Origin of the sequence: Shewanella sp. MMG014, from assembly GCF_018100775.1 — a bacterium.
GTDB classification, from domain to species: Bacteria; Pseudomonadota; Gammaproteobacteria; order Enterobacterales; family Shewanellaceae; genus Shewanella; species Shewanella japonica.
Genome location: NZ_JAGJDZ010000002.1, coordinates 432104 through 455077, shown reverse-complemented (window position 1 = coordinate 455077; position 22974 = coordinate 432104). Strand labels below are relative to the sequence as shown.

The following is a 22974-nucleotide window of genomic DNA, read 5'->3' as shown; positions in this document are numbered from 1 at the left end:
TGTTACATGGTAATTATTATATTAATAGTTAATAAGTATGTTATTTAAAATAAATCTATACTTAATGATTATTGCGTATTAGATGTTTTTTACATTATAAAGTATTAACTAATATGTGATCTGATATATAACATCAAAAAGTATTATTTTTAGTATTAATTTTAAATATACACTATTAAGTATTAGTGTTTTATTAGTTTTGTGTAGAAGCACAATTTGTTATCGAATATTGATAATAATATATTCAAGGATTGAATAAAGTTGAGCCAATTAAATAATCTATCGATTGAAGAATTAATTGAACCTATTACAGATGAAGCTGTAACGGGAGAAGATCCGCGTTCTGATATCAGTCCAACATCTACCTATTACTTACTTAAAGATGTAAGAAGCACAGCACGGGCGAATGAACGAAAAGCGTTAATAGACGAAGAAGATGTGCTTTCTGTTGCTATTGAGTGGCGCCCAATCTTTGAGCAAGTGCCAGATATCACTAGAGATAAAGCCAAAGATCTCGAGTACATCGCTTGGTTTATTGAAGCTGCATGCCGTTTACATGGATTTAAGGGATTAAGTTTTGGTTTTACCTTGGCCGCTGAATTAATTGAGCGCTATTGGGAAAACTTATATCCAATACCTGACCCAGACGATCTTGAAGAACGAATTGCGCCATTAATTGGTTTAAACGGTGTTGAAAGCGAAGGTTCATTAATTCAACCAATCAAAACCATTCCCATCACAGAAGGGGCCTTCGCCTATTCAACTTGGCAATATGAGCAAGCATTAGAGGTCGATAGGCTAGATAGCGACAAACAAGAAAAACGTTTCGATGCGGGTGCTATATCACTTGAAGAAGTTGAGTTAAGTATTAAGGAAACATCAGATAGCTTTTTTATTGAACTTGATGCTGATGTCAATGCTGCAATCGCTGCATTTTCAAGGTTGTCGGAAGTCATGGATACGGCGATGGGAGGTTTACCACAACCGACTAGCTATATTCGAAAAGCATTAGAAGCCTGTGCGCTTCAAATTCATACGATAACCGAACCTATTTTAGCTAAGAGCCAAACGTCTTCAATATCTACGGAAGTTGAAGTAGAAACTGATGACGAACTAACGGTGCAAAGTAGCTCGACTGGGATTGAGCAACAGCTAAATTCTCGCGCTCAAGCTATTGAGAATTTAGAGAAAATCGCAGATTTTTTTAAGAATACTGAGCCACATTCACCGATGTCCTATGCCATAGAGCAAGTCATTAGGTGGAGTGATCTGAGTTTACCTGAGTTGTTACAAGAATTAATCCAAGATGGAGAAGCGAGGAATGGCTTCTTTAAATTATCTGGAATAAAAACTGAAGAATAATCTGTAATCGATTACTCACAATTTTATTGAAAGGAGTTCAAATGAGTGTACATGATAGATTAAAGCGAGTGAGAAAACCCCGCGTCCACATTACCTATGATGTAGAAACGGAAGGCACAGTTGTAAAAAAAGAGCTGCCTTTTGTGATTGGTATTACAGGTGACTTTACCGGCCATAACACTGAAGATTTAAAACCATTAAAAGACCGTCGTTTTGTACAAATCGACCGTGATAACTTTAATGACGTGCTAAAGCGCATGAGCCCTAAGTTAAATATTTCTGTGAAAAATACGTTAGCTGACGATGATTCTGAAATGAATGTCGATTTAGAGTTCAAAAGCATGGAAGACTTTGAACCTGCAGCGATCGTCAATCAAGTTGAGCCTTTGAAAAAGTTAATGGAAACACGTAACAAATTGCGTGATCTGATGACTAAAGTAGACCGCTCAGAGAATCTTGAGAATATTTTAGAAGACGTATTAAACAATACCACTAGCTTAGACAAACTAGCCGGTGAACTAAATCTTAAAGGAGCTGAATGATGAGCACGGATGCCGCTACATTAGAGCCTGTAAACGAAGAAACACTGAGTGTGTCGATTCTTGACCAAGCGATAGATGCTACGAAACAAACTGATTCAACACGTGCTGAAGAGCTTATTCGCTCTTTGACTGAAGAAGCGTTGAAAGGGACAGTTCAGTGGGATAAAAACTTAACTGTGACGTTTAACAAAGCGATTGATAGTTTGGATGAAGTTATTTCGAAACAGCTTGCAGCGATTATGCATAATGATGAGCTGCAAAAATTAGAAGGAAGCTGGCGTGGTCTTCATCACACAGTTAAGAACTCTGAAACCAACGCGACATTAAAAATCCGTGTAATGAGCTTATCTAAAAAAGAGCTTCATAAGGATTTAAGTAAGGCTGTTGAGTTTGATCAAAGCCAAATGTTCAAGAAAATATATGAGTCTGAGTTCGGAACGCCAGGTGGCGAACCTTATGGTTGTTTAGTCGGCGATTATGAATTTACTAATCATCCATCAGATATTGAAACCTTATCTTTAATGTCTAATGTGGCTGCTGCTGGCTTCTGCCCATTTATTTCTGCTTCTGGTTCATCGTTATTTGGATTTGATGACTGGACAGAATTAAGTAAACCACGTGATCTTGAAAAAGTATTCGAATCATTAGAGTACACACAGTGGCGTTCATTCCGTGACAGTGATGATTCACGCTTTGTGACCTTGACTATGCCACGAGTACTTGCGCGTTTACCTTACGGTAGTGCAACTAAACCAGTAGAAGAGTTCTGTTACGAAGAGTTTGAAATGGATGCGGCAAGTGGCCGTTCTAAAGTTGCAGCTCATGATGATTATTGCTGGATGAACGCAGCATATGTTATGGCAACCAATATGGGTCAAGCATTTAGCCAGTATGGTTTCTGTACTGCGATTCGTGGTGCAGAAGGTGGGGGTAAAGTTGAAGGTCTACCTGCTCATGTCTTTACCAGTGATGATGGTGACCCAGACTTAATGTGTCCAACTGAAATCGGTATTACAGACCGTCGAGAAGCAGAGTTAAGTAAACTTGGTTTCTTACCATTATGTCATTACAAGCATACTGATTATGCCGTATTTTTTGGTGCACAAACCTGTCAAAAACCACAAATCTTTTCTAGTCACGATGCAACGGCTAATGCTGCAATTTCATCTCGACTACCTTACTTAATGGCAACGTCTCGCTTTGCACATTACTTAAAAGTGATGGCTCGTGACAAGATTGGTAGTTTTATGGAAGCCGATGATGTTGAAGCATGGTTAAACCGTTGGATCCTTTCTTTTGTCAATGCATCAGAAGGTGGCGGACAAGATATTCGTGCTAAATATCCATTAGCTGACGCAAAAGTGGAAGTGAAGGAAATCCCAGGTCAACCGGGCTCTTATAATGCTGTAGCTTGGTTACGTCCTTGGTTGCAAATGGAAGAGTTAACTGCATCACTACGTCTAGTGGCGAAAATTCCTAAAGTAGGATAATCACTGACAGTGACCCTCATTTGTTTTCAAGGATAGAAACAAACGATGACGCAAGAAACCATTTCATTTGTTACAAGTGAAATTTTCAATGATGACGCAGGCTTTAAACAGCCTGTGTCTTCAACACCACAAAAGCTGAAAAATAAACATCTTGTTGAACGATTCCTTCGTGAATCAGACTCAACCCGATCGTTATTATTGTGGCTTGAAAACTCGCGTCATTCTTTAACTCAGTTTGACAAGCACTCAGTGCTACCTCTTTTATTAAAAGCGGTAGATCTTATCGATAAGCAGCTCGAACAACAAATCAATAGCATTATTCACAACACAGCTTTTCAGTCATTAGAGGCGAGTTGGCGTGGCGTGTTTTATCTTGTAGAGCAGCAAGAGTTACATGATAAAGATCAGAAAGTTAAAGTAAAAATTCTCGATTGTTGTTGGCAGACGTTATCTAAAGATATTAATCGGGCTATTGAATTTGACCAAAGCGAATTTTTCAAACTCATTTATAACAATGAATATGACATGTCTGGTGGCGAACCCTTTGGCACGCTCATTGGTGATTATCAACTTAGCCATAAATCTAGGCCAGGTGTTGCGACTAATGATATAGATGTACTAAAAGACATATCTCGCACCGCTGCAGCAGCTTTTGCTCCTTTCATTACATCTGCATGCCCAACATTATTTGGTGTTGATGACTTCTCTGATTTGTCGGCTCACATGAATATTGAAAAAATATTCGAGCAAACTGAATACGTAAAGTGGAACTCACTTCGTGAAATGGATGACTCGAGGTTTATTGGACTCACCATGCCGCACATACTGATGCGATCGCCATATTTAATTGACGGGACGCGCAGTGAAGGCTTCAAGTTTAAAGAATCAATAAAGCACCCAAAGACTGATCATTTATGGGGAAATGCCGCTTACGCCTTTGGTGGCGTATTAATCCGCTCATTTAGTGATTCAGGCTGGTTTGGCCATATTCGAGGCTTAGAGCCTGGTAGTCGTAAAAAAGGGCTAGTGTGTGACTTAGCTGTTAGCCAGTATGAAACTGACTTATACCGCAAGCGTAAGAAACCGTCAGTGGATTTACTTGTCAGTGATAGAGCTGAAAAGTCATTTTCTGACCAAGGTTTTATTCCATTATCTCCCGTTTCAGGCTGCGAACACTTAGTGTTTTACAGCAATGCATCAGCCCAGAAACCCATAAAGTACGAACGTTTGGAAGACACCATCAATGCCAAACTATCAACCATGCTTCAATATACGCTTTGCGTATCTCGGTTTGCACATTACATCAAAGTGATAGGTCGAGAAAAAATCGGTTCATTGAGCTCTGCAGAGGCTTGTGAGCGAGATATACAACTATGGCTTCATAATTACACGACTGCATCCGATGTGTCTTCTGACGATGTTAGAAGCAAATATCCCTTAAGAAATGCCCAAGTACAAGTAAAGGAAATGCGCGGAAAACCAGGGCATTTTTACTCAATTATTCAATTACAACCCCATTTTCAATTAGATCAGATGGTTTCTAGCATTAAGTTAGTGACTGAGCTGACCTCAAGGAATTAATTAAAAGGTATCACATGAAAAAAATACAACAGATGCTGCAAAGTGGTCAGCTACAAGAATCAATTAAATATGTAGAAGCTCAGTTAAGAGAAGACCCAATGAATGTTGATTTAAAAAGTGCATTCATTGAACTGCTTTGCATTAACGGTGAACTTGAGCGTGCTGACAAGCAGCTTAATCTTCTTGTGCAAAAACATCCTGATTTCTTAATCGGTGCTTCAAACTTACGTCAATTAATTCGTGCAGAGCAAAGTAGACAGGATTATATGCAAGGCAACTCAGTACCTAAACTGTTCGCTGACTCTGATGATCACGTTGAAGCGCTAATGAAGTTACGTTTAGCGTTAACTGATGCCCAAAAAGGCAATGATACTGCCAATGAAGTGGCTCAGTGTAGTCAAGGATTAGAAGCTCAACGCCCTCAAGTGAGTTTGTTATTAGACGATCAAGTTAATGAAGAGATAAGAGATTTGGATGACACCTTAGGTGGCTTTATAGAAATCTTCGGAACTGATGGCTATTACTATTTAGCGCAACTTTCAGAAATTGAATATATCAATTTCCAACCGGTTTCATCATTGGTTGAAACCGTCTGGAGACGTGTTGATCTAGCGATTAAAAACGGCCCAAGTGGCGAAGCACATATCCCACTTGTTTACGGTAATAGCGAAACAGATGCGCAAAAATTAGGTTGTGAAACGGATTGGCAAGAAGTCGCCACAGACGTTATGACAGGTAAAGGATTAAAAATGTGGTTTGCAGATGACAATGCACTGCCTTTGAATCAAGTGACTAAAATCCACACTCCCGTTTTACAGTAGGAAGTCATTTTGAGCCAAAACCAGCAACCTATTATGGCATCAGTACTTGATCGTTTAATCGATGATGCGCCAGATGAGCAAGATGTCAAAGATAGCCATAGAGGCCTTAATTTACGTCAGTTAAGAACCAATGTTCGTCGTGATTTAGAAAATCTGCTTAATGCAAAGTTACAGTGGCAAACTTGGCCAGAACATTTAAGCGAACTGGATCATTCTTTAATGAACTATGGTTTACGTGATTTTTCTTCTATGCCTGTTGCAAGCCTCGATGGGCGCCAACTTCTGTGTAAACAGGTTGCTGACACGATTAAACGGTTTGAGCCTCGATTTCTTGAAGTCATGGTTGAAACGGTAGATAACGAGCAACCATTAGATCGGGTATTAAGGTTAAAGATTAATGCACTTTTATATGCGGATCCTGAACCTGAATTTATTACATTTGACTCAGAAGTTGAACCAGTTCATCTGGCGATGATTGTGAATGAGGGGGCGTTGTGAACCAAGAATTATTAGAATATTACAACCGAGAGTTAGCATTTATTAGGCATATGGGCTCGGAGTTTGCGGAGCAATACCCAAAGGTCGCTGGTCGATTAAGGTTAAGTGATGAACATGTCGAAGATCCACATGTGTCGCGACTTATCGAAGCTTTTTCGCTACTAACAGCGCAAGTAAGGCAGAAGTTAGATGACAGTTTCCCTGAATTGACAGAAGCGTTATTAGGTCAATTGTATCCTGATTATCAAGCACCAATTCCTTCAATGTCAGTGATAAAAGTCACCACAGAAAACTTGTCGACAACAGGAGTACAGTTACCTAAAAATACTAAGGTTGATACTCAAGTTGATGGTATGAAGCCATGTCATTTTCAAACATGTTACGACATGAAACTGTGGCCAATTGAAGTGCAAAAAGTGCAATTTCAAAATGCTCCATTCAATGCGCCAGAACCTCAATGGCCAGAACGGGCTAAAGCCATTATCAAACTGGATATAGCATGTGAGTTTGAAGAAATTAGCATGCCGAGTTTAGGTGTTAACAGACTGAGATTTTTCTTGAATGGTCAGGACCATCAAACTTTCCAGTTATACCAATTACTGTTTCAACATAGCTTAGGCTTTGCCTTAGTGAATGAAGACCAATCGGTGTGTCACTTCTTAACTCAGCGACATTTAAAGTCGGTGGGTTTTGAAGATGATCAGCAAGTCATACCATACAGCCAACGCAGTAGCGCTGGATACCGTATGTTACTTGAAAACTTCATTTTTCCTGAAAAGTTTTTATTTTTTGATATTGATGATATTGAAGGAAAGTGGCAAGGGATCAACGATAAGTTTTCGCTTTATATCTATTTAAAAGAAGGCTCGCAAGACCTTGAAAAACAAGTTACAGCGAATCACTTTTTGCTCGGGTGTACTCCAGTCATAAATTTATTTGAGCAAAAACTTGAGCCTGTCAGTATCGATGCATCTCAATATGAATATAAACTGGCAGCGCGTTATGCCGATGCAGAAGTTGCAGAGATAATCGGTGTTAAACAAGTCATTGCCTATGATCCTAAAGATAATCAAGTTGAGGTTACACCGTTTTACGGTGAATCCCACCCACAGTATTTAGGCCATGACAACTTATTTTGGCACTTAAGGCGAGAGTCATCGAGTTGGTCTGGAGGCTATGCAGAGCAGGGGACTGAATCCTATTTATCGCTGGTGGATCATAATTTTAAGGGCTTTAAAGCCGAAGAAGATTATGGCGCTTGGATACTGAGTATTAATGCTTTATGCAGTAACAGAAATCTACCCGCTCACCTGCCATTTGGCACCGATGAACCTAAAATGTTTGTGCCAGAACGTGCTGATATTATCAAACACGTCAAATGCCTTTTAGCACCAACCATGCCGGTGAGAGCTGCATTAAGCGATGCTTCTCGTTGGCAATTGGTCAGCCATTTATCTATAGACAGTTTTAGTGGCCCTGATGCGCTGACGCATTTAAAAGAAACGTTAAAACTGTATGACTTCAAATGCTCACCAGAGAATAAAAACTTGATTGAAAACATCTATCAAGTATCAGTGTCCCCCGATACTGCTCGGGTCAATCAAAATGGACGTATCAGTTTTTGCAGTGGTAGCCATATTGAAATTACGTTCATCAAAGATCATTACTCAGGTAGTGGCGTGTTCTTTTTTTGCAGCATTTTAGACCATTTCTTTGCCCAGTTTTCTGTTGTAAATAGTTTTACGCGTTTAAGCATGAGGTTTAAAGATCAAGATGCCATCACGCATACGTGGCCAGCTCGATCTGGAAATAGGCCATTACTATGACAATGAGCGCAGAAGTAGACTTTGATGAGTTAATCAATCAGTCGGCGAACATGAGTGCACCTGCAAAACAGTTACAAGCGATTGCTGATTCACCGACAGAGCATGACTTTTATCAGGCTGTATATCAATTTCAGCAGCAATTACTTCAAGGAAAAGAGCAAGGTCACAAAGTGGGCCATGATGCCATTCCATCAGAAGAGTTATTGCGGTTTAAGTCTGATCAACATTTGGGTTTTCCTGGGCAAGCAATCAGTAAAGTGAATTTAACCCAAGCAAGTGCTGCTAAAAAAATTGCTGCAGAAATGCATGTCTCCTTTATGGGGTTAACTGGCCCAAGTGGTGTGCTACCTCAACATTATACAGAGCTATTACTTGAACGATTGCGCTTAAAAGACACAGGTATGCGGGATTTTTATGATTTATTTAATCACCGCATCATCTCGTTATTTTATCGAGCATGGGAAAAGTATCGATTCTCTGTTAACTATCAACCGCTTCAAGATAGTTCGCCAGATAGTGTGTCAGCTTTCAATAATCAAAAAGACAGTTTTACGCATGTGCTCAGCCTGCTTAGCGGTAAAAAGTCGTTGAACTGTTACTACGGTGGTTTTTTGAATAGAAAAACGCCGAGTGCTGAATCACTTAGAATCATGCTGAAAGACTTTACTGGTTGTGAAGTCGAGATAGCGTCATTTCAAGGTCGTTGGCAGCAGCTTTCAGCCAATGAACAAACCAAGTTATCTTCCAGAGCAATGCCAGAAGGTCAGTACGCGCGTTTAGGTGTAGATGCGAGTATTGGCAGTCGAGTTTGGGATATTAATTCCAGTATTAGTATTCAACTCACACCTAAAGACGGTCAAACCGTTAGTGCATTCATGCCTGGTGAGAAGTGTTATCAGCCGTTAAAAGATCTCGTATCAAGCTATTTAGGCCAAACGGCGAAATTTAAAATTTATCTCGATGTAAAACAACAAGATGCTCCAAAAGCTCAGCTTTCAAAAGCGGCCGTGCCGTTAGGCTTAGGTTGTGGTTTATTAAGCCGAACCGAACATGGACAACAAACAAAACGCTTAATGATTTAATTAATAAAGGATTATCAATATGTCAGCGATGACTTTAAGTAAGTTAGTAGGGAAACTTAATCCAACATGTCGCCAGTCTTTAGAGTCTGCGGCCAGTGTGTGTCACAGCCGAAGTCAATTTACGGTAGAAATTGAACATTGGTTACTTGCGCTGTTAGAGGCTGAGTCAGGTGATTTAGATATCATTATGGCCAGTTTTTCAATCCAAAAAGACCAATTAATTCATGAGGTAAGGCAAGGGCTAGAGAAATTTAAAACAGGTAATAGCGCAGCGCCAAGTTTATCGCCGCATATTGTTAGTCTACTGAGACAAACTTGGTTAAATACCAGTATTGAATTTAATGATAATGAAATCAGAACTGCTTATTTGATTTTCACATTATTGACCGATGACTCGTTAAACTCGTTAGTTTCTCGTTCAGCGAAACAGCTGTTCAAAATCGATTCAGCGCAATTAAAGCATGCATGGCCACAACTTGAGAGACAATCTACTGAGCATAAAGTATCAAGTAGTGATATTGAAGAGACTCAGGCAATGGAAAATGCACCCAGTAAAACGCCGAGTTTAGATCAGTTTACCCAAAATTTAACGCAGCAAGCTGAAGCAGGAAAAATTGATCCTATTCTAGGTAGAGATAACGAAATTCGTCAAATGATCGATATTTTAACCCGTCGTCGCCAAAATAACCCAATTTTAACTGGTGAAGCTGGTGTGGGTAAGACAGCGGTAGTTGAAGGGCTAGCGTTAAAAATAGCCCAAAAAGAAGTGCCATTAGCGTTACAAAATGTCCGTATTCATACTTTGGATTTAGCCCTGCTACAGGCCGGAGCGGGTGTTAAAGGTGAATTTGAAAATCGCTTAAAAGCACTGATTAACGAGGTTAAAAACTCGGTTAAACCCATCATTCTATTTATCGATGAAGCGCATACCATGATTGGTAGTGGAGGGCAGGCAGGCCAAAATGATGCTGCAAATCTTTTAAAACCAGCGTTAGCTCGTGGTGAACTTCGTACAATTGCTGCTACAACATGGGCTGAATATAAGAAGTTTTTTGAAAAAGATGCAGCGTTAACTCGACGTTTTCAGGTGGTTAAAATTGAAGAGCCTGAACCAGAACAGGCTATTGCAATGATGCGAGGTTTGCTACCTGTTATGGAAAGTCACCATAAGATCTTAGTGTCAGATCAGGCGCTTTGTGCAGCTGTTAATTTATCACATCGTTACATTACCGGCAGGCAGCTACCCGATAAGGCGGTAAGTTTGCTGGACACGGCATGTGCGCGCGTTGCAATGAGTCAGGCTTCAACACCAGGCAGTGTTGAATCATTACAAAGACAAATTCAGCAACTTGAGACGCAAATTGATATTTTAACCCGTGAGCAGAAAACGGGTACCGATCATAAGAAAGTCATTAGCGAGTTAAATAAAGAGCAAAAAACGTTAGAGAAAGCACTTAAGCCTTTAATGAAGCAATGGGAAACCGAACTTAAAACAGTGGAAACCATTGCAGAATTAGTGACCAAAATCCAAGAGGGAGAGGAAGATTCTGATCAGTTAGTTGCCGAACTCACGACGCTAAAACAACAATTAGCAAGCAACAAACAACCTATGGTGCATTGGCAAGTTGATGAGCAACTGGTTGCAGAAGTGATTTCAGACTGGACCGGGATCCCTGCAGGTAAAATGCAGGATGATGAAATTACCAATGTGCTCAATCTAAAGGACATTATGGCTAAACGAGTTATTGGTCAGGATCATGCCTTGGACTTGATTGCTAAGACAGTGCAAACGTCGCGAGCGCAGTTAGGTGATGAGAAACGCCCAATAGGGGTGTTCTTATTGACGGGCCCAAGTGGTGTAGGTAAAACAGAAACGGCATTAACTTTGGCAGAGCATGTTTATGGTAGTGAAGATAACGTGACTGTGATCAACATGTCTGAATTTAAAGAAGAACATAAAGTTTCTTTACTATTAGGTTCACCTCCTGGTTATGTGGGTTATGGCGAAGGTGGCGTGCTAACAGAGGCTGTTCGTCGTAAGCCTTATAGCGTTATTTTATTGGATGAAATGGAAAAAGCGCACCCTGGTGTACAGGATATTTTCTATCAAGTATTCGATAAAGGCATGATTAAAGATGGTGAAGGGCGAGACATTGATTTTAAAAATACAATTATCATCATGACTTCTAATGCTGGGACAGATACAACGATGTCTTTATTTGAAGATGAGCAAACGGCGCCTTCAATCAATGGTTTAAGAAAGGCTTTACAAGATGACTTGCTGACTTACTTTAAACCCGCATTTTTAGGACGAACCAATGTGGTTCCATATATTCCATTAACTCAAGACATGTTGAGTGAAATTACTAAATTACAGTTAGCGAGAGTTGGCCATCGTCTTGCGGGTCATTATCAGGCGAAATTTAGTTTTACCGATGACGTTGTAAGTAAGATCGTTTCAATGTGCCAAGATGCAGGTTCTGGAGCCAGAAATGTTCACAATATTTTACAAAACTCAATGTTACCTGAACTCTCAGTACAAATATTACAGAATATGGCGACCAATAAAAAAATAAATAATGTCAAAGTTAATGTAAGCAAGGAAGAATTTACCTATAAAGTATAAATTTAATTTTTTTAAAGTAAGAGATGACTTACAAAATATAATTATTAGGTATTAGTTAGCCAGTGTTAATAATAACAAATGATAAGGGTTTATATAAAGCTTTATTGTTGTGGGTTATTATAAGTGTCTGAATTAATATCTTTTAATTATTTTTGTAAATTATTAACTCTTGTTTTGTAAGGTCGATTGATTTAAAAAAAACCTTTGTTATAATCTTTTGGCTTTAAAAATATATATCTACTTTTATCAATAAATAATACTTTTGGGTGTTATTTGTTAGTAAGTGCATTTTTAATAAATTGAAATATTAAGTTTGTTATTAAACTTATATAAAACTGTCCATTAATGGATGACAATCACGCAAAAGGAGCATTAATAATGCAAGCGAACACGTATTTAGATTATGAAGGTATTAAAGGCGAAACTACTGCTGAAGAATTCAAAGACATGATTACTGTGTTATCAGTAGACTGGAATGTTAGCCGTGAAATTACTTCTTTTACTGGTACTGCAAAAGACCGTGAAGCGAGCTCTACACGTTTAGGTGATGTAACTATCACTAAATTACAAGATAATGCCTCTACTGATCTTTTCAAAGAAGCAACTATCGGTAAAGGTAAAAAAGCTATTTTCCATGTGACCAAGCAAGGTGACAAAATTGAAGAAATCATGCAAATCGAATTAACTGATGCAATGATCTCTAGCTACAGTGTTTCAGTTCATGGCGATCGTCCAGTAGAAACTATCACTATCAGTTACACTGAAATGATGATGGCAGTAACGCCTACTGATGATAAAAACAACATTACTGCAGCGCTACGTTACGGCTACAGCGGTGTTAAAGGTCAACAAATGTAATCCATTTGCGATCTTAATCTTGAGGGAACGTCAGTTTCCTCAAGATCTTAATTCTTAATGACTGAGGCAAGGAATGCTAAAGGCGACTCAAAAAAATAATATAATCAGTATCAGCACCCCATTAGGTAAAGACACGCTATACCTAACGCATCTTACTGCCACAGAAGCCATTTCTCAGTTATTTTCTATCAATGTGTCCATGTTTACCGTTGGGACACAAATTAGTTTAGATAGCCTTGTGGGCAAAAATGTTTGCATCACTTTGCGCAACGCAGAAAGTGATGGAGCTGCTCGATATTTTCATGGTGTAGTCAGTCACTTAGAGTCAGCTGGCATGCGAACTGCTGCTTCCGATGTATCCCAAGATTATATTGATTATCAAGCTGTTATCGTGCCTAGAATGGCATTGATGAAAAAGCGCAGTAACTGCAGAATTTTTCAAAACATGTCAGTAATCGATATTATTAGTGACTTGTTTGGTCAACATAAAGTTGCCTTTCAAAATAAAACCACTCGCACATACCCTAAATACGAATATTGTGTTCAGTACCTTGAATCTGATTTAGATTTTGTATGCCGTTTATTACAGCAAGAAGGTATTTTCTTCTTTTTTGAACACAGCGTGAGTGCTCATACCTTAGTACTTGCCGATGATATTACAGCTTATAAACCTTGTGCAGAAGAGAAAGTACGTTGTTTTTCTGGTCATTTAGCAGAGTCACACGTTGCTCACTGGCAAGGCGGTATGAGTATGGTGAGTGGCGGCTTTATGCAAAAGGGATATGATTACGAACAACCCAAATTATATCCGTCAGGCAGCCATGCCAATGCCAGTTTACCTGATCAAAGTACACTTGAAGTTTACGACTACCTTGGCGAATCAGAGTTAAATAAACGTGCTCAACCATTTGCTAATAATCAACTAGAAGCATTACAAAAAGACATGAATAAATGCAGTGGTCAAGGCGACTGCCGCAGCTTTAGTGTAGGTAAATTTTTTAGTTTTAAGGATCACGAAAACAGCAGTTATAAAGGTAAGAGTTTTCTTATTACTGCCCTAAGGACATCTGCAACACAGCCTAACCAATCTGGCGCTGGTCAATCCGCTTCAATTGGTGTTTATCAAAATGATTTTGAATGTGTGCCTAAATCAACTCCGTATCGGCCAACACTTCAAATTAATAAACCACTTATCAATGGAGTGCAAACAGCTGTCGTTACTGGAGAATCTGGTGATGAACAGCATATTGATAAATTTGGCCGAGTTAAGGTGCAATTTCATTGGGATAGAGATGGTGAATTTAATAGTAAAAGCTCATGCTGGATCCGTGTTGCCCAAAGTTGGGCTGGTAATAAATGGGGCGCTTTCTTCTTCCCAAGAGTAGGTCAAGAAGTCTTAGTTGAGTTTATTAATGGCGATCCTGATCAACCAATAATCAGTGGCGCAGTTTATAACGCGGATCTAATGCCACCCTATGCTTTACCGGCTAAAAAAACGCAGTCAGGGATTAAATCGCATAGCACTAAAGAGGGCGGCGCAGATAATTTTAATGAATTACGCTTTGATGATGAAAAAGGTAAAGAGCTGCTATTTTTACAAGCAGAAAAAGACCATCAATTAAATGTTAAGAACGATCAGAAAGATACTATCGGCAATGATAGATTTTTAGACATTGTTAATAATGACAGCGGCAAAATTGGTAATGATAGAACCACTGAAGTGGTCAATAACGATACACTCAAAGTCGGTAAAGACCGTAGCGATGATATTGGCAGTAACGACACGCTCAAAGTGGGCAAAGCGCTTAATATCGAAGCAGGGAAAGAAGTCGTGATTAAAACGGGTAGTGCCTCGATTAAAATGAGCAGTGATGGCTCGATATCAATAGAAGGTACCAACATTCAAATTAAAGGTACTAATGTGAAAGTAAACGGTACCAGTATTGCGTTGAAAGCAGCGCAAATTAAGTTGAATTAACAATGCAAATTTCAAGTTACCCTGGAGTTGGATTAACGGGTGCGTTTTGTCGTGGCCACGAGTTGATTTGCCAATTTGGTTATCGGTATTTGATTTGCAAACCCGTTGATAAACCTCAAGACCCACTATTGGATATACCTGATAAGACCTATGTAACTAGTACAACCTATGGTGAACAATTCTTAACTAATCGTCATATGTGGCGTAATCATCAGGATGTAATTAGCCATATTTACAACTATTTGATGAATGACGAGTATGCATCAGGAAGGGCTGAGCAATTAAAATTAATCAAAGAAATAGCGGTAGCCTTAATGCAACAAGACTTGCTCGTTATACCGTTAGAAAGTGATTAATACCCTGCCGATAGCGCCAATGTAAGACTAACAATTCAAGGAAGATTTTATGGGAATGCCCGCAGCTACACTGACATCTATGCATGTATGCCCAAAAACTAACCCAGGCCCAGTCCCACATGTAGGCGGACCTGTCATTATGGGCTCAGGAAACGTGCTTATTGGTTCTATGCCTGCTGCTCGTAAAGGTGACAAGTTAATTTGTGTTGGCCCACCAGATACAATCAACGCAGGTTCAAGTTCGGTACTGATTAATGGAAAACCCGCAGCGAGACTCGGAGACAGTACTGCCCATGGAGGTAAGATTGTAGTAGGAAACCCTACTGTAATGATTGGATAGTATGAGCAAGGATTGCGTTGAATGAACTTGATTGAGAATTTTGAACTTCTCTTAGCACAACGACAAATATTAATGTCGTCGTTTCAGTGTGCCCCTAAAAATGTTGAAGATAACACCCGATCTTTATTAGTCACACTCAATATGATCCAGCAGCAAGCTCACGAAGAACATAATAGCGAAGCATTTCTCTGTGCTAATAGCGTCGTTGAAATAGTGACAGCGTTTGAAAATGATGTGTATTTCAGTACGGAGAACCAGTTGGTTGTTTTGCAACTACTGTTGCAAATTCATCTCAAACAAAGAACCCACGACCAAGCAAAAGTATTTGAATTACTATTAAATAACAATCAAATAGATTTAAATAAATACATCCCTAGTTTAGCACTAGTGGCTTGCCAGTTTGGTGTTGAAGGTTTGCAGTTCTCGATGGTTGGTAAAACGCCTGAACAAATTAACCAATATATTTTGTTTTGTATCTACCGAGGTAAACGACTAAAAAGTATTGCAGGTATTGCCTCACTAAATCTTACGCCGCTGAATGCACTATATGCAGAAATGTTGTTAGAAGAAATTTCTGAGCCATTAGCGCTATATAGCCGTTTTGTTGAAAATGAATATTGCCATAGCCCTTTGTTTGAAATATTTGTGACCTCTCTTGATGAACAGGTTTTAACTCAAATTTTCAATTTAATGAGTCGTGATGAAAACCTCAGTGACAGAGTGATTCAGCTTATGGGTTTTTCAGGCTTTGGTAAATTTGTGCCATTTTTAGCAAAAGCAATGCAGCACCCCGCTAAAACATTAATTGCTTTTGATGCTTTAAGAACGCTTTTAGGCCCTGGACTTGACTCGTCAATTCCTTACCAAAGACAGTTTGAAGAAAACACACAAAGACGTGCTGAGTTTCTGCAATTTTATAGCGCTAAGTTACTTAATCGCTGGCAATTATATGCGCCAGATACACCTGGAGTTCGCCTACTCAATGGCGTGGAAGTTAGCCTAGAAACGGTCGATAAAATACTGCTTAAATCGAGCCCTGTTCATCAAAGGGTGGCTAAATTACATCAGCTTAGATTAACCGGTGAAGTGCGAACTTCGTCAATGACTATAAAGTTGGCCTCATGATTATTAATGTACTCGAATCAGAGTTAATCGTAGGTCAATGCGATAATCAAATGCAGTTGATTAATTTACCTTATACAGAAGGGCTCGATTTCATTCTGCAATTACCTAACGGAACTCAATTAGTCTCAGGTATGCGCAGTGATCTAAGTGCGAAATGTAAATTAACACGCATTATCGAACTGCTAAGTAAGCTGCCTATAACTGATGCCAGCGCATGGACGCCATATCAACACAATCCTGTTTTTTGGTTGTTACCTAATTTAGCACCTGAAATGTTAACTCAGTGGGTAAACGAATTACATCAAGCTTTTCCTCATTGTTTTGAACACCCTAATGGGCGCATTTTTCCTATGGGAAGTGCATCTTTACCTATTGCGTTTGAGGCAGCTAAGACGATGGGAAGCCGTGTTGACTCGATTGTCTTTATCGCAGTGGATAGTTTGTATTTTGATATGCCTGAACTTTATCGAACTGGTCAATTGATTAATGCAGATATTGATGAAGGCATTAGGCCTTCTGAGGCTGCGATAATGACTAAGGTTCAAGTCACTACTGCAGAAAAAACATCACTAGGGCTACATGTGACTGATGTATTTCAAGACGCTGCTACCCAGGTTCAATTAACACAATCAATTAAGCGTTTATTTACTCAGCTTACAGAGCAAGATGAATCAAGTTTACTAAAACAATTATATTTCCCCGGTGATAATCAAACCACCCAAGATAGCTGGCTTAATGCCTATGAGCAGCTAGCGGGAAAAATAGATCAAGATACCCAAATTACTCAAACTAATTATTACACTGGGAATATTGGTGCCGCAGCGGGTTTATATAATTTATTACACGTATTTAATCGCTATAAAGAACAAGCTTTGTCAGGAGTAAGCGTTCAGTTAGAGGTTTCTGAGGAACGTTACCTTGGCCTGTTAAGGTATGAGTGGCTAGGTTGCAGCGGTGAAGCAAATGGCTAATCAGAATCAAATGCAGCCTGTATGGCTGACAACGCATTTAGCTGTTTTTAACATTAGTCTCATGGATAGAGAAGGCGTTAGTACCAATGACGGTCAGTAATTTTTATTTTAATGGTTTCAATCGGCATATCGTTGTTGTTCCCAGCAGTGCATCAACACCTTCTGGTTTCCAATTACAAACCTTTAGCCAAGCTAATGAAATTGAGCAGTTGGTCAATGAAATAAGTCCTCATTTGGTACGTGATAGAAATGCCTTAATGCAAGGGCGCGCATTAGTATTGCAAGCGGGCTTGAATGCTTCGTTAAATCGAAAACAAATCGTCACCAAATTAAATGAAGCAATTTCACGTAACCTATTACGTGTTTATGTTGAAACGCCTAAAGCAAATATTCAAACTTCTACCGAAACGGCCTCACTCGGAAACAGCTCAAGTAAATCTAAAGCGCCTGTTTCAAGTAAAGGTAAGCAGACAGCTCAATCAACTGAGTCTGGCACCATTGCTAATACGACTCCAACTGAAGTACCAATTGATCAACAAGAATGCCGCAGTGATCCTGTGTCTATGTTATCTGGCGAGGAAATTTTACCGTTAACTGATTTTGAAATTAATGGCCTAATGCCGTTAACTTGGCGACGTTTATATCGCTCTAGTAAAGTTGATCGAAATGTTGGGCTTGGTTTTGGTTGGCGACATAACTTTAGCTTACAACTCAATCGCCAATATCAAGCTCCTCCCAAAGTGGGGCCGAAAAAGCCTGGTAAATATTGGTTTGAGCTCACTGATGAAGAAGGCCGAGTACATGTTTTTGATGAAGTTAAACGCGGCCAAACCAGTATTCAAAGTACGACAGGTTGGTCGTTAGTACATCAAGCTGATGGTCGACAGGTATTATTAAAACCAGATGACAGTCATTGGGCGTTTAAAAAGCGTCAAATTGACAATCAAGATGTGTGGTTACTAGAAACGATTAGTAATCACCAAGGCCAATATTTTCAGCTGTACTATGATAAGCAAGGCAAGCTTGATCAAATAACCACAGGGCCTAAACGCGGTGTACTTCTTAGTTATAACGCCCAAGGTAACTTACTAAAAGTTGCTTCTTATATACTTGACGAGAAAGGTAATAAGCAGCAACACCCTGAACTCCTTGCAAGCTATCAATATGATGACCACCAAGCCTTAATTGCAGCTACTGACATGAATGGTCTAGTTGAACGATACAGCTATCATAAACCTAGCCAAACTCAGGGAGCTAAAGCTTCAACCCGAAGTAATCACAAAACAACCTATTTATTAAAAGCCAGAACTCGAGCTTCAGGGTTTAGCCACCACTTTTTATGGGATGCTGAGGACGTAAACGCTAAATGCATAGAGCAGTGGGGTGATTATGAGATTTATCACTACCATTTTTCTTATGAGTTACATCCAAATGGCATGCGAAGTGGTTGTATTGATTCTCTCGGAAATAAAGAAACATTCGTTCATAATTCTCAAGGTTTACTGATTGAACATCATAATGCTAATGGTGCGGTGACACGGCATCAATATGACAGTGTTGGGCGCAAAATAGCGACCATTGATGCAAACAATAATCAAACCCAATTCATATACAATACCTCAGGACAAATTGAAGCCATTATTCATGCTGATGGTGGTGTCACACAATTTGAATACAACCGTTTAGGTCAGTGTATTCTGACACAAGATCCCATTGGCCGAACATTTACAAAGCAGTTTGATGCAACAGGGCGCATTTTATCAGAAAGTCATTTTGATGGTCGTCAGCGGTATTTTCAATACAATGATTTTGGACAAGTAACTCAAAAAACAGAGCTTGATGGTGTTATACATCGATATCATTGGGATAGAGATGGCGAATTATTAGCAACACAAATTGGCGATGCTTTAACTCGCTATAGTCATGATCGCTTAGGACGAGTAAATGCAACAATTAACCCGCAAGGTTTAGTTACTGAGTACATTCGCGACCTCAATGGGCAAATAATTGAAGAAAAAGCATACCCTCAAGATAAGCCTGAACAGGCAATTATCACCCAATATCAGTTTGATCAAGCAGGTAGAAAAATTAGTCAAAAATTATTGGCTGATGAAGCAGTTGTTGATGAAAACGCATCTGATTTAAATAATGCAAATCAGAGCGATATTGAAACGCTGCTTAGCTATGATGGATTAGCTCAACCGTGTCAACAAACTTTTGCAGATGGTAGCTGGCTTAAATTCTTCTATGATAAAGAGCGTAATTTAAACAAAATTGAGCGAAGTGATGGTGCTCAATATCGAATTGAATACACCCCGACAGAACAGCCAAAAAAATTAATCGGGTTTGATGGTCGCGAGCAAGTTTACCAATATGATGCCAATGATAAGTTAGTGGCAGTAAACGACAGTGACATTCGTTTTATTGAATTAAAGCGTGATGCACTAGGTCGTATTATTCAGCAAAGCAGTCATGTAAAACTTGATGCTAATGTTCATTCTGCTACGTTAAACACTCAAAATTTTTACCAATATGATGTCATTGGCAATATCACTCGCGCACACAATCAGCATCGCACTCTAGAGCAAAAATATGACACTAAGGGTAGAGTCACTCAGGTCAATCAAGGTGCATGGCACTTATCTTATCAGTACGATGCTAAAGGTAATCGAAGTGGCTTAACCTTACCTGATGGAAGCCAAGTAAATTATCAATATAATCGTAATGGCCTGTTAGCGGATATTGGTGTTGTACTAACCGATAATCAGCAAACTATCGATATTGCTCAATATCAATATACAGATGCTGGCTTATTAGAGCACACAAGGTTAGGTAATCAACTCGAATCAACCCACACATATGATGCTTATTCAAGGCTCACTAAGCAGCAGTGGCAACACGCTAAGTTTGCAGAAAGTGAAAGCGAGAGCGAAGCAACAACTGTGTTAAGTTCACCGCTATTTGAACATCGACACTATCATTATGATAATCAGCACCAGCTTAAAGCATCTGAAAGTCAATTAAATTGCAATGGCGTGCAGGATGAGAATGACTTAAATGTCGATTTAACCCAATTTGAATACAATAAAATTAGCCAGTTGGTTAGCCATTCGCGAGAGAGTGAAGCAAAAGCATTAAGCGCGAATGGTAAAAGCAGTATTGCCTCTAACGCCATTGCTGTAAAACATCATCACAAAGAACAGTATCATTGGGATGCATTTGGCAACCCGACTCAACATATTCGTCAACATGACGCTCAGGTATTAACCACTGAACAAAATCGTCCTGATAAATCCATTCAAGATGTGGTTGTTAACAATGACCGACTAATGAGTATGGCAGGAGTGGATTATCGTTATGATGCCAGTGGTAATCAAATCTCTCAAATTGGAACGGGCAATAAACAACAGCGCAGTTTTAATGGCTTAAACCAGTTAATCCAAATTAATGATAATGGCAAACTGACGCAATATGAATATGATGCATTAGGTAGACGCAGTGCAAAAGTGACCGAGCAAGTCCGTACTGATTTTATTTGGGATAATAATCAGTTAATTGGTGAGTGCACGTTAGGTGAATACACCTGGTACATCTATCAGCCCGATACCTTTACGCCGGTTGCTCTTATTAAAGCTGGTCAGGTTTATTATTATCATTTAGACCAAATGGACACGCCTATTTGTCTGACTGATGCTAATGCCCAAACAGTATGGCGTAATCAGTTAGATGTGTTTGGAAAAGCCTTTGATACTGTTGTTGAAAGCAATGTTGCAAGAGATGATGAGTTTGAAAATTCGATAGTAAACCCTATTCGCTTTCAAGGTCAGTATTTCGATGACGAATCAGGCCTACATTACAACCGATTTAGGTATTATAGCCCTGAGCAGGCACGGTTTATTCATCAAGATCCAATAGGGCTAGTTGGGGGATTAAACCACTACCAATATGCGCCGAATCATGTGAATTGGGTAGATCCGTTTGGGTTGAGCTGTAAGGAAGGGATAGATAAAACGACGTTGGATTCGAGCCCGTTAATTTCTGATGATTTGAAAGAAAAGTTACCTACGATAATTCAATTAGAGAATAAGCCTTACAGTGTCGATGAGACAATAAAAAGTAATACTTCAGGTGCTATAGGACCGTCAACACAACAAGAAACAGCTGAAGCGAAGGAAGAGCCAACCTCGTTTGAAGAATGTCTTAATAGGCTGGCTTCAGCACGTGAACGTATTATTGAGCAGGGTTACCATGCAAAATTCAGCGACGAAGAGTTGGTAGCAAAGGCAAAAGGTGGTTCTGTAGATGAAGCGCGTTTTCTTATTAGTTTTCAACCCAAAAACGACGCTACTAATGCAAAACTCGCCTTTCAAAAAGATGGCGGCCTTGTCGCATTGTGGGCGACAAGTTTCGGTATGCTCGAAAATGCAGATAGTGATCCGCAAATTATTGCTGATTTACTTGCAACGGGCTATGACCCGTCAAAAGACTATGTTCTTCATATTGTTGATAGAGGGGAAGATCTGACATTATTTGGAGAGAATACCTTTGTACCGACTTGGGATAAACTAGAGGAACCAGCGTTAATGCATCTCGATCCTAAATATCATGGTGCGATTGGTAGTGTATTAAACTCAGATTATCAAAGACAGTATGCATCACATATGCATGAATATTGGCGATATGGTTTTAGCGAGTTTGAGAACGATGAGCAAAGAGATTTTATAGAGTCATTGGAGAGAGATAAGCAAGATAAATTTGCAGCTCGGCATGCTCTAAGAACTGAATTTGGTGCTAACAGTGAATTTACTGGTGATGGCATGACCAAGTGCCGTCATGCGGGCAATAATCATGGCGTTGTAGAAACATTAACGCTAGAGAATAATCCACCAACCATCGCAGAGATGAAAAACGTGACCACCATTTATTTAACACCAATTAAAGGATTAAAATGAGCCAAAATATATGCACCCCCTTAGGGTTAATCGACCACAATAACTTTAAAAACGATGAAGAGGTGTTGTTATCACTAAATTATGAGATGTTTCCAGATAAAAAGGTGTTGCTTGTCAAAAAAGGCAATTATTTAGTGGTATCAACAGATTATTATTCGAAAATCAAAAAAGTAAGAAGGTATACACAGAAAGAGTATCCTTTAAAAGCATTACCATGGGTAGTTGACACCATAGAAAATGGTTTTTTAAAAAAGCCTGCGGAAGGTGGCTTTTCTAATTTTGAGCGTAGTAAGCATAAAGAATTTGATGGGGAAACCATTGGGATTAATGTGATGATGCATTGCTGCGCAGAGAATCTACCCGGTTTAAATATTTGGAATGGTAACAGGGAAGATTATATTGCCAAAATAAGCCCACAAGAATGGGATATCCCCCTGTATATGCTTAAAGAGGGACTGTTAGATGAATTGAAAAAAATCGCTGCAAAATACTCAATCCAATAAATGATTTTGTGTAATTGCCTATATTGAATTCAATTAGTGAATCAGAATACCAATAAATTCATT

The 22974-nt window shown here is 39.2% G+C and carries 17 protein-coding genes; all 17 read left to right on the top strand.

What is annotated here, in order from left to right; all coding sequences use genetic code 11:
• Positions 1-261 precede the first annotated feature (261 nt).
• The 17 genes from tssA (at position 262) to J8L86_RS04875 (ending at position 22911) form a co-directional block, all read left to right on the top strand.
• Positions 262-1362, top strand: a complete 1101-nt coding sequence (gene tssA / locus J8L86_RS04955; RefSeq protein WP_211029065.1) for a type VI secretion system protein TssA — start codon at positions 262-264, stop codon at positions 1360-1362.
• Positions 1363-1403: 41 nt separating this feature from the next.
• Entirely contained in the window at positions 1404-1904 is a 501-nt protein-coding gene (gene tssB, locus J8L86_RS04950; RefSeq protein WP_055023380.1) for a type VI secretion system contractile sheath small subunit, read from the top strand.
• The gene (tssC, locus tag J8L86_RS04945) at positions 1904-3394 is read left to right on the top strand and encodes a type VI secretion system contractile sheath large subunit (protein WP_055023379.1); all 1491 of its coding nucleotides are present in this window, start codon (positions 1904-1906) and stop codon (positions 3392-3394) included. Before tssB ends, tssC (J8L86_RS04945) begins: the two co-directional genes overlap by 1 nt.
• Before the next feature lie 45 nt (positions 3395-3439).
• Entirely contained in the window at positions 3440-4975 is a 1536-nt protein-coding gene (gene tssC, locus J8L86_RS04940) for a type VI secretion system contractile sheath large subunit (RefSeq protein ID WP_065107831.1), read from the top strand.
• Positions 4976-4989: 14 nt separating this feature from the next.
• Positions 4990-5796 (top strand): type VI secretion system accessory protein TagJ, encoded by an 807-nt coding sequence (locus tag J8L86_RS04935; RefSeq protein ID WP_211029063.1) that lies wholly within the window; start codon positions 4990-4992, stop codon positions 5794-5796.
• 9 nt (positions 5797-5805) lie between these two features.
• A complete protein-coding gene (tssE, locus tag J8L86_RS04930; RefSeq protein ID WP_065107832.1) occupies positions 5806-6294 on the top strand; it encodes a type VI secretion system baseplate subunit TssE in 489 nt (162 codons plus the stop codon).
• Entirely contained in the window at positions 6291-8120 is a 1830-nt protein-coding gene (gene tssF / locus J8L86_RS04925; RefSeq protein WP_055023375.1) for a type VI secretion system baseplate subunit TssF, read from the top strand. The genes tssE and tssF overlap by 4 nt, the downstream gene beginning before the upstream one ends.
• Positions 8117-9202, top strand: coding sequence for a type VI secretion system baseplate subunit TssG (tssG, locus tag J8L86_RS04920; protein WP_211029061.1), 1086 nt, complete (start codon positions 8117-8119; stop codon positions 9200-9202). The genes tssF and tssG overlap by 4 nt, the downstream gene beginning before the upstream one ends.
• Before the next feature lie 19 nt (positions 9203-9221).
• Complete coding sequence (gene tssH, locus J8L86_RS04915) at positions 9222-11828, top strand: type VI secretion system ATPase TssH (RefSeq protein WP_211029051.1); 2607 nt, start codon at positions 9222-9224, stop codon at positions 11826-11828.
• 378 nt (positions 11829-12206) lie between these two features.
• Positions 12207-12686, top strand: coding sequence for a type VI secretion system tube protein Hcp (locus J8L86_RS04910; RefSeq protein WP_055023372.1), 480 nt, complete (start codon positions 12207-12209; stop codon positions 12684-12686).
• 73 nt (positions 12687-12759) lie between these two features.
• Positions 12760-14664 carry a type VI secretion system tip protein VgrG gene (locus J8L86_RS04905; protein ID WP_192022871.1) on the top strand — a complete coding sequence of 635 codons (1905 nt, stop codon included), beginning with the start codon at positions 12760-12762 and terminating at the stop codon, positions 14662-14664.
• A gap of 2 nt (positions 14665-14666) precedes the next feature.
• The gene (locus tag J8L86_RS04900; protein WP_211029041.1) at positions 14667-15020 is read left to right on the top strand and encodes a hypothetical protein; all 354 of its coding nucleotides are present in this window, start codon (positions 14667-14669) and stop codon (positions 15018-15020) included.
• Positions 15021-15069: 49 nt separating this feature from the next.
• On the top strand, positions 15070-15360 hold the full coding sequence (locus J8L86_RS04895; RefSeq protein WP_055023369.1) for a PAAR domain-containing protein: 291 nt from the start codon (positions 15070-15072) through the stop codon (positions 15358-15360).
• Between the two features lie 21 nt (positions 15361-15381).
• A complete protein-coding gene (locus J8L86_RS04890) occupies positions 15382-16485 on the top strand; it encodes a hypothetical protein (RefSeq protein WP_211029033.1) in 1104 nt (367 codons plus the stop codon).
• The gene (locus J8L86_RS04885; protein ID WP_211029031.1) at positions 16482-17456 is read left to right on the top strand and encodes a hypothetical protein; all 975 of its coding nucleotides are present in this window, start codon (positions 16482-16484) and stop codon (positions 17454-17456) included. The genes J8L86_RS04890 and J8L86_RS04885 overlap by 4 nt, the downstream gene beginning before the upstream one ends.
• 86 nt (positions 17457-17542) lie before the next feature.
• Entirely contained in the window at positions 17543-22408 is a 4866-nt protein-coding gene (locus J8L86_RS04880) for an RHS repeat-associated core domain-containing protein (RefSeq protein ID WP_211029029.1), read from the top strand.
• Positions 22405-22911: a hypothetical protein gene (locus J8L86_RS04875; RefSeq protein WP_211029027.1), complete on the top strand. Its 507-nt coding sequence runs from the start codon at positions 22405-22407 to the stop codon at positions 22909-22911. Before J8L86_RS04880 ends, J8L86_RS04875 begins: the two co-directional genes overlap by 4 nt.
• Positions 22912-22974 lie beyond the last annotated feature (63 nt).

Excerpts from the sequence above, each read along its gene's own strand:
- J8L86_RS04880 (WP_211029029.1), top strand. The coding sequence starts at position 17,543 with ATGACGGTCAGTAATTTTTATTTTAATGGTTTCAATCGGCATATCGTT.
- J8L86_RS04935 (WP_211029063.1), top strand. The coding sequence starts at position 4,990 with ATGAAAAAAATACAACAGATGCTGCAAAGTGGTCAGCTACAAGAATCA.
- tssC (WP_065107831.1), top strand. The coding sequence starts at position 3,440 with ATGACGCAAGAAACCATTTCATTTGTTACAAGTGAAATTTTCAATGAT.
- J8L86_RS04895 (WP_055023369.1), top strand. The coding sequence starts at position 15,070 with ATGGGAATGCCCGCAGCTACACTGACATCTATGCATGTATGCCCAAAA.
- J8L86_RS04905 (WP_192022871.1), top strand. The coding sequence starts at position 12,760 with ATGCTAAAGGCGACTCAAAAAAATAATATAATCAGTATCAGCACCCCA.
- J8L86_RS04890 (WP_211029033.1), top strand. The coding sequence starts at position 15,382 with ATGAACTTGATTGAGAATTTTGAACTTCTCTTAGCACAACGACAAATA.
- tssB (WP_055023380.1), top strand. The coding sequence starts at position 1,404 with ATGAGTGTACATGATAGATTAAAGCGAGTGAGAAAACCCCGCGTCCAC.
- J8L86_RS04885 (WP_211029031.1), top strand. The coding sequence starts at position 16,482 with ATGATTATTAATGTACTCGAATCAGAGTTAATCGTAGGTCAATGCGAT.
- J8L86_RS04900 (WP_211029041.1), top strand. The coding sequence starts at position 14,667 with ATGCAAATTTCAAGTTACCCTGGAGTTGGATTAACGGGTGCGTTTTGT.
- J8L86_RS04910 (WP_055023372.1), top strand. The coding sequence starts at position 12,207 with ATGCAAGCGAACACGTATTTAGATTATGAAGGTATTAAAGGCGAAACT.
- J8L86_RS04875 (WP_211029027.1), top strand. The coding sequence starts at position 22,405 with ATGAGCCAAAATATATGCACCCCCTTAGGGTTAATCGACCACAATAAC.
- tssC (WP_055023379.1), top strand. The coding sequence starts at position 1,904 with ATGAGCACGGATGCCGCTACATTAGAGCCTGTAAACGAAGAAACACTG.
- tssH (WP_211029051.1), top strand. The coding sequence starts at position 9,222 with ATGTCAGCGATGACTTTAAGTAAGTTAGTAGGGAAACTTAATCCAACA.
- tssG (WP_211029061.1), top strand. The coding sequence starts at position 8,117 with ATGACAATGAGCGCAGAAGTAGACTTTGATGAGTTAATCAATCAGTCG.